The 6,478-nt window shown below is 41.8% G+C and carries 6 protein-coding genes; 3 read left to right on the top strand and 3 right to left on the bottom strand.

Annotation, left to right across the window (positions count from 1 at the left end; all coding sequences use genetic code 11):
• Positions 1–97 precede the first annotated feature (97 nt).
• The gene (locus V7K53_RS06265) at positions 98–730 is read left to right on the top strand and encodes a hypothetical protein (RefSeq protein ID WP_335196745.1); all 633 of its coding nucleotides are present in this window, start codon (positions 98–100) and stop codon (positions 728–730) included.
• 209 nt (positions 731–939) lie between these two features.
• Positions 940–1,209, top strand: a complete 270-nt coding sequence (locus V7K53_RS06260) for a hypothetical protein (protein ID WP_335196744.1) — start codon at positions 940–942, stop codon at positions 1,207–1,209.
• Positions 1,210–1,266: 57 nt separating this feature from the next.
• Here the strand turns inward: V7K53_RS06260 and V7K53_RS06255 are convergent, their stop codons facing one another.
• From V7K53_RS06255 to purD, 3 genes are all read right to left on the bottom strand, one after another.
• Complete coding sequence (locus tag V7K53_RS06255) at positions 1,267–1,518, bottom strand: hypothetical protein (RefSeq protein WP_335196743.1); 252 nt, start codon at positions 1,516–1,518, stop codon at positions 1,267–1,269.
• A gap of 163 nt (positions 1,519–1,681) precedes the next feature.
• A complete protein-coding gene (gene nblS / locus V7K53_RS06250) occupies positions 1,682–3,628 on the bottom strand; it encodes a two-component system sensor histidine kinase NblS (RefSeq protein WP_335196742.1) in 1,947 nt (648 codons plus the stop codon).
• Positions 3,629–3,753: 125 nt separating this feature from the next.
• Positions 3,754–5,031, bottom strand: coding sequence for a phosphoribosylamine--glycine ligase (gene purD, locus V7K53_RS06245; protein ID WP_335196741.1), 1,278 nt, complete (start codon positions 5,029–5,031; stop codon positions 3,754–3,756).
• Positions 5,032–5,508: 477 nt separating this feature from the next.
• Here purD and V7K53_RS06240 point away from each other — a divergent pair, with 477 nt between their 5' ends.
• Positions 5,509–6,468 carry an NAD-dependent epimerase/dehydratase family protein gene (locus tag V7K53_RS06240; protein ID WP_335196740.1) on the top strand — a complete coding sequence of 320 codons (960 nt, stop codon included), beginning with the start codon at positions 5,509–5,511 and terminating at the stop codon, positions 6,466–6,468.
• The last annotated feature ends 10 nt before the right edge of the window (positions 6,469–6,478 follow it).

The following is a 6,478-nucleotide window of genomic DNA, read 5'->3' as shown; positions in this document are numbered from 1 at the left end:
ATTAGTGCAATGAATCAATTTAAACCCTGTTATGCTTCTGGATAATTTCACTTAGTTACTACTTGCTCATCCCGGAGAGTGACAGAAGAGGGCTATTTTGAAGCTGATTCCAGATGTTGGAATCAGGTCAGCCGAGATTGCTCACATACTTGGCTTAGATAATACGACAGTCAATAAGCACTTGAAATATCTTGTAGAGTCAGGCTGGCTTTGCAGGCAAGTATCCAATACCAAAACCCAAGGTAGAAGTGGTTACGCTTATTTTCCTGTTGCTGGAATTAATGCTGAATTAATTCAATTTTTATTAGAAGACAGTGACCAAGCTTCAAATGGCGCATTAATTCACTCACAAAATGGGCATTACGATTATGACAATGTATTTCAACTTGTCTCTTCAAATACTGACGCTATTCCTGCTGATATCCAGTTAACATCTCCAGGTAAACTGATGTCAGAAAATCATTTTAAGGACAACTTAGACGATAGCAATGCAAACATTTTTATGAAATCCGAAGCAACTCAGCAAAAAGCTACCGCTCCATCAGCATCTTCAGAAAATAATCTATTAATGCCTGGAGAAATCATGTCGAAGATTAAGGAATTGTTAGTACTTCACCGCGAACTCAGCATTATAGAGCGTAAAGTCAGCATTATATATAAAGAATTGCGCGATCTTGGTGGCAAAGATGCTGAAGAACTAATAGCTGAACTGGAATCAGAAAAATTTTAGCCAAAGCGGCGAGGTATTAGTCTTAGCGCTTGGTGAACTCATGGGCGGCGCTTGATGCTAGACATGTCTCTTCAATTCAGTGCTGAGGGTTTCGATTACCCTCCACAAGTTTGCATACCTATGTACTTTACAGCCGTTTAAAGCTTGCTAGAGGAGCATTATGAGACTAACGCAATGCATTTTAGAGGAATAATTGCCAGGATAAAATAATGTTGACAGTAAGAACTATAAAAGCCGAATTTGACAACGCAGAATCCTATGGGTACGTTTATGGCTATATAGTACGCAAAGATATATTTCCTGTTTATGTCACTCTTGGCAAAGAACAAGAGTATATTTCATCGCCATTGGACGACAAAAATACTGACTTTAGAACTTTTGCAAGCTGCACCGTTTACATTGCCGAAACAGATGAAGAACTTGATAGGGAAAAGTATATAGAAATAATTCCAGAAATTAAAGTAAGGATATTATGCTGAAGAATTAATTTTAGCTTGCAAGTAAGGTATAAGTAACTTACAAGCTCTATTAAAGAATTAACTTCTCCGCTTTCCCATATTAGGAATCTTCTGGAGTGCTATTTGGCTGCGGTTGTCCTCTATAAACTGTTTCAAGTCGTCTAGCCTTACTTGAACTGCCTGACCATTTTTGAGTTGAACAGTACCCTCAATATCATCAGCCTCTTTTGAGCTTATGGTACTGTTCTGCAACTTTTGTTGAGTTGCAGATACCTTATTTTTACTCCGCAGCAAACCCCAGAAATTTCTCAATCTATAAGATAGGGTCATTTTAGTCACACAAAGTCACTTTCTTAGAAAAGGGCTGATTTGCCTATATTACCTTTAACAATTTTTTATCACATAATTCCTCTATCTTGTGACAATTATCATACTTTTTATCGTAACTTTATTAAAAAAAGCATCATAACCAGACATACGCAGTCCCTTGTCTTCAAGCTGTGATGATGTTGGATGCTTCTGCAATAGGTTCAACTTGTATCGCTGGCGCTTTTTCTTCAAAGGTGGCTAAGTCGAACCAAAAGGTGGTGCCAATGCCGACTTCACTCACTAGATGGACTTTACTACGATGTCTGTCGATGATATTTCTAACAATCGATAAACCTAAACCCGTGCCTTCTAGGGTGTGAACTCGGTTTTCTACGCGGAAGAAGCGTTCAAAAATTGAGTGTTGATCTTCTGTGGCGATGCCAATTCCTGTATCGGAAATTTCAATCCGCACTGGTGCAGATTCGGTGTGACTGGGTTTGAAATCTAGTTGGTAGGCGCGGATTGCTACTTTACCACCGGCTTTGGTGAATTTAAGGGCATTACCAATTAGGTTGCCAAACACTTGTACTAACAGATCGTAATTACCTAATACTAGCGGCAAATTAGGGGCAACTTCCTGAACAAGTTCAACACCTTTATCTTTTGCATTGAGTTGGTAAGTACGCAGGGTTTGCTCGATCGCTTGGGCTAAATCTACGCCATCAAAGCTGTAGTTGCGACCAGATTCGAGTTTTGATAAATCCAAAACATCGTTAACTAGGCGAGTTAGGCGATCGGTTTCATGGTTGACTGTTTGCAGAAACTCTTGCCGTTCTTGTAAAGCCAAGTCTTCGCCGTAGTCGTGCAGGGTTTCAATATAAGTTTTAATGTTAAATAGAGGCGTTCGCAGTTCGTGAGAAACGTTGCTGATAAATTGACTTTTTGCCTCGTTGAGTTCGACTTCACGGGTTATATCTTGAATAGTAATCGCAATACCTTTGATGCTTTCTCTTTGCAGGTTGAGTACTGTAGTCAAGAGAATGCGGATTGTCCGTGGGGTGGGTTGGTTAATAAAAATTCGGAATTCGGCGCTTTCGCATTCGCCTGCTGCCATTTCGTACAAGGGACGGGTGATTTCGATTTGTACTGATGCTGGTAAGTGATGCAAGACATTGCAACCGACTACATTAGCGGCTTCCCAGCCAAAAATTCGCTCTGCTGTGGGATTGACTAAAATCACCTGCATGTTGTTGTCAATCAACACGGCTCCATCTGCGATCGTTGAAACTAGGGTTTCTAGCTTGGCTTTTTCTGCGGTCAGTTCCTCAATATTCTGTTCTTCATAGCGCTCTAATCGCTCTCCCATCTCATTAAAGCTTAAAATTAACTCCCCCAGTTCGCCCCCTAAAGGTAAATCAATGCGCTGCTTGAAATTCCCGGTAGCAATTTGCTTCACCCCCACTAGTAGTTCTTTAATGGGCTTAGTAATGGTCAAGGCGTTAATCACTCCTGCCAAAATTACCATTACCCAAATGGTGATAAAAACGGCAATGGTGACATCGCGGGTAAAATTGGTGGAAATGACAGCAGTCTGATTGGGGTTGATCCCGATCGCTAATACACCTAAGTATTTTTTATTGACAATCAGGGGAATAAATACATCGGTGACTGTTCCATCTGGGGTCATGTGTTGCCGCACCATCGGCTTTTCCCCATCGCCAGGGTAATCTTCTGGCAGTTGTATCCGCCGTTTAATGGTAAGGGAGTTTTCTACCTCAGCCTCCCAAAAAGGAATGCCAAAAAAGATTTCCCCGTTTTCATCGGCGTAGAGCATATAACGCACGCTAGAGGTGCTGCTATAAAAGCGTTGGGAAAATTGGGCAACCTCGGTGAGATTATTGTCCGCGATTAAGGGGGCAACGTTGGCAGCAAGCAGCAGCCCCAAATCACGACCAAAGCGGGTGTCATTCATCCGCGCATCCTGCTGAATTGTATTTACAGCCCAGAAGGTCAAACCACTCATCACCAATGAAACTACCATTGTGGCCACAGCCAGTAGTTTAGTCTGGAGAGTGAACTCCGACCACCAACTTGCGATCGCATGTCGAATTGTTTTTAACAGATTTAGCATCTTAAATAAAGTTGTTAGTAGTCTTTGTTATAAAGCCCAACAACTTAAAAATTAACAGTTAATTTGACAAATATGTTAGGGAAAGAGGGAATGGGGCATTGGGCATGGTGAATAACTCCAAATTCCTAACTCCTAACTCTATAACCGATATCTCTCCGGTAATACATCCCCTGAAACTGAATATGTTTGATACTAGCGTAGGCTTGGGCGATCGCTTGCTCAAAATTTTCTCCGATTCCCGTCACATTTAATACTCGACCCCCATCTGTGACTATTTCTTGTTGCTGGTTCAATTTCGTACCTGCATGAAATACAGTTGCTCCTGCTGCTTCTGCTTCTTCAATGCCAGTAATCACCTGGCCCTTTTGATATTCTCCTGGATAACCACCGGAAGCGGCAACGACAGTAGCAGATGCTCCCCCTTTCCAAGCAATGGGCGGCAATTCACTTAAGCGCTGCTGTACGCAGGCTAGAATCAACTCTTCTAGGGGTGTTTCTAACAGTGGCAAAATCACCTGGGTTTCAGGATCGCCAAAGCGACAGTTAAATTCCAAAACTTTCAAGTCGCCATCGGGTGCAATCATTAACCCAGCATACAGTACACCTCGGTAATCAATGCCTTTAGCTCTTAAGGTGGCGATCGCTCTTTCTAGTACTTCTGTTTGAACACGTGCCATCAACTCTGGTGTAGCGATGGGTGCTGGGCTGTATGCTCCCATTCCGCCAGTATTTTCGCCTGTATCGCCGTCACCAATCCGCTTATGATCTTGTGCTGGCAACAAGGGTCTAATTGTTAACCCATCAGTCAACGCTAAAACTGACACCTCTTGCCCAATCAAACATTCTTCAATGACGACAAATTCACCAGCACTGCCAAATTGTCCTTGAAAAATTGCATCAATGGCACTTTCTGCCTGTGCAACTGTTTCAGCTACCGTTACACCCTTACCAGCCGCCAAGCCATCAGCTTTAACAACAATTGGCGCTCCCTGAGATTTGACGTAAGATTTTGCTGCCGCAGCTTCCGTAAATACCGCAGCCCGTGCCGTCGGAATCCCTGCTTCTTGCATCAAGGCTTTTGCCCAAGCTTTACTCGCCTCAATTTGCGCTCCGGCTCTGACTGGGCCAAATACCATCAATCCTTTATCTTGGAGATAATCGGTGATTCCCTTAGATAAGGGAACTTCTGGACCAACTATTACCAGAGTTATGCCATATTCTAGAGCATATCGGCTCATTCCCTCAAAATCGTCTACTGCTAAGGGCAAGTTTTGGCAACGTTCCATACTTGCCGTGCCCCCATTTCCTGGTACACAGATAACTTGCTCAATTTGCTTAGATTGCAACAGTTTCCACGCCAGAGCGTGTTCGCGCCCTCCATTACCAACAACTAAAACTTTCACTGATTTCCTCGTGCGTCCCTTGCAAAATGAGAATACCTTAACTGCTCTCGCGGATCAATTTTTTCATCAATTCTCACACTTATGCAAGTTTCTTCTGGTTTACAGGAGAATTCAGGAGTCAGAATAAGCTCATTGGTGTCAAATTAAGGTCAAATGCTTGTCCCACATACACTTTACCCCAATATAGTTCAGAGACGCGATAAATCGCCATCTCTACAAGTATTTTGGGTTTATCTGAATTGTCAGTTTTGTCTTAAAAATTAAATTCAACTAATTAGTTAAATTTAATTTTTATTGTCAACAATTAATAAATAAAGTTAGTAACATATTTTTAGCACAAGTATATTAGTTGAATTATATTTTCTGCTGATACGAATCAAATTATCTATGAGAAAATCATCAATCAATAACCAATTTTTGATTATAATTATTAACTTGTGAATATCGCGGTTAATCAGGATATAAAAAATCGGCAACATGGCTAAAATTATCGTTACTGGAGTCGCAGGCTTTATTGGTTCTCATCTTGCAGAAACATTGCTCAAACAAGGAAACGAAGTAATCGGGATTGATGAATTCAATGATTATTACGATCCGATGTTAAAGCGAAACAATGTTGCACACTTGTATCGTTTACCTGGTTTTGCATTAATTGAAGGAGATATGCAGTTTTTAGATTGGCAGAAACTCCTAAAAGATGTTGATGTAGTTTACCATCAAGCGGCACAAGCAGGGGTCAGAGCAAGTTGGGGTAAAGCTTTTCGAGGCTATACAGAACGAAATGTTAACGCTACACAAGTTTTGCTGGAAGCAGCTAAGGATGCTAAACACCTGAAAAGATTAGTGTTTGCTTCTTCATCTAGTGTATATGGTGATGCAGAAACATTACCTACCCACGAGAGAATTTGTCCTCAACCGGTTTCTCCTTACGGCATTACAAAGCTAGCAGCAGAGTTTTTGTGTGAACTGTATTACAAGAACTTTGGTGTACCCTGTGTAACATTGCGCTATTTTACAGTTTACGGCCCCAAACAGCGCCCAGATATGGCATTTAATAAGTTTTTTCAATCCATTTTGCACGATGAGGCGATTCCTATTTACGGCGATGGCCAGCAAACGCGGGAGTTTACGTTTGTTAGTGATATCGTCGCCGCTAATTTAGCCGCCGCTACCGCACCCCAAGCAGTGGGAGAAATCTTTAATATCGGTGGTGGTAGCAGAGTGGTTTTAGCAGAAGTCTTAGATACGATTGAAGAAATTGTTGGGAAGCCAATCAAAAGAAACCATATAGAAAAAGCGGTGGGAGACGCTCGCCACACGGCTGCTGATGTATCTAAAGCACAGAAAATTCTCGGATATCAGCCGCAAGTCTTCCTAAAAGAGGGTTTGACGCAGGAATGGGAGTGGGTGAAATCTTTGTATTCCCTATCTTCCTAATTTTCCTCAT

It is taken from the genome of Nostoc sp. (assembly GCF_036917355.1).
In the GTDB taxonomy this organism is placed as follows: domain Bacteria; phylum Cyanobacteriota; class Cyanobacteriia; order Cyanobacteriales; family Nostocaceae; genus Nostoc.
The sequence above is the reverse complement of the archived record's forward strand: the minus strand, read 5'-3'. Positions and strand labels throughout refer to the sequence as shown.

Bases quoted from the DNA above. Each gene is read 5' to 3' on its own strand.
- nblS (WP_335196742.1), bottom strand. From the start codon at position 3,628: ATGCTAAATCTGTTAAAAACAATTCGACATGCGATCGCAAGTTGGTGG.
- V7K53_RS06255 (WP_335196743.1), bottom strand. From the start codon at position 1,518: ATGACCCTATCTTATAGATTGAGAAATTTCTGGGGTTTGCTGCGGAGT.
- V7K53_RS06260 (WP_335196744.1), top strand. From the start codon at position 940: ATGTTGACAGTAAGAACTATAAAAGCCGAATTTGACAACGCAGAATCC.
- V7K53_RS06240 (WP_335196740.1), top strand. From the start codon at position 5,509: ATGGCTAAAATTATCGTTACTGGAGTCGCAGGCTTTATTGGTTCTCAT.